At 36.6% G+C, this 1565-nt stretch carries 1 protein-coding gene; it reads right to left on the minus strand.

The genetic code is table 11. The features are described 5' to 3' along the window. A partial coding sequence (locus AC1DG9_RS26860) for a DUF5686 family protein (RefSeq protein ID WP_477635669.1) occupies positions 1–1565 on the minus strand: 1565 nt, incomplete at both ends.

The raw sequence follows: 1565 nt of genomic DNA on the forward strand, positions 1-1565 counted from the left end.
CTATTGAATAATCCTTTTATGCCTTTTTTATAGGTAAGGTTAATTACCGGATATTTTGATCCCTGGTAAAATTTACCATCAGGGCGGGTTATATATTGCTGATCAATGGTGTAATTTAATGATGCCGTAATTGCTAACGATTTATATGTTGGAAACAATGGTGTTTCTGTATCAGGTGTAAAAGGGTTGTTTGATGTAAAAGTTTCGCCTTTTAGATCTTTTATTTTGAAGGTTGTCGAGTTTTCAAGATTAGTATGGCGAGCATAATCAGCAGTCAACGATGCCTGAAGTCCATTTGTCAGTTCCCTTGTGGTTCCAATGTTCGCAAATTCCTTTTTATAGAATTTGGAAAAGTTGGTTTCGAACAATAAAGAGTTAATGGAGTTGCCCAAAAGACTCATTGTTCCAAGGTCGTTTAAGTCGTAAATGCCAGAACMGCCACTTATACTAATGTTTGCTCGTTTTACCGGGTTGTAGTAATAATTTGCAGATATGTTCCCGGTTAGGGTTTTATTAGAAAATCCGTATCTCACCTCCGGTCGGATACTGTAATAACGGCTGTCCTGAAGTCGCTTCACATAAGTTACCCCGTATTTAAGTGCGAAACCTTCAACGGTGTTATAAAATATAGAACGATATATGGGGTCAAAACTATAATATTTCTGGGTGTACCTGTTGTTTATGGTGTATCCTGTTATAGCGGCCTTTACAATTCCAAATTTATTGTTTTCACGTTCTAATGAATCAAGATAATGCTTTGAAACTTTAAGCGCAGCAATGCTATCCTTTCTCACATAATCCCGGCTTTCTTCCTTTGTAAGCGGAATTGGTCTGTTATTAAGCCAAAACAAAGAATCTTTTTTATTTACCGCTTTGGTTATCTTGAGGATTTCGCCAGTGAAATAGTTTTTCGGAAAGTTTGGGTGGAGATTGTAATTGCTGTAAACCCCAACATAATAACCCTCGAACTTAAAGCCAAGCACATTCCCGTTAAACTGGAAATTGATATTTGAAGGCATATAAGTATTCTCGGTTTTAATAAACTGTTGTGAGATATTTAAAGTATCAAGAAGATTGATGCCTGAATTGCTGGTTAGGTACACATCGGCATTAAAAAGATGCCAGCTATCGTCTGTAATATATATAGTTCCCCTGAAAACAGGATCGTGTTCCCGGCGGGGGATGATCTGGATTTTGTTAATCGTTGCTCCGTTTTCTGTAGAAACACCTAGTAATTTGTATCTGTAATAGAGAAAAGCATTGTCGGAAATTGGTGATACAAAGCCGCGGGCACTTAGTTTATCCTCTAATAAAATGTTGTCGTAAAAATTTATAATCAGGTCTGATGCTTTATTGAAGCTAAATGCATTGTTACGGCCAGCAATTTTTGAAGACACCATTTCTTCGTGAATCTTATTTGGGCGCTCATATGAAAATGTAGAGGTCGACTCTGATAAATATAAAATCCCTTTTCTGTTGGTATCCAGATCAAGCGTTTTTTGAATGTCTTTTCCAAAGAACTTTTTTGGGGCACCTACAAGTTTTTGTACTCCTTTAATATATAC

The organism is Pedobacter sp. 05L430, assembly GCF_056397585.1.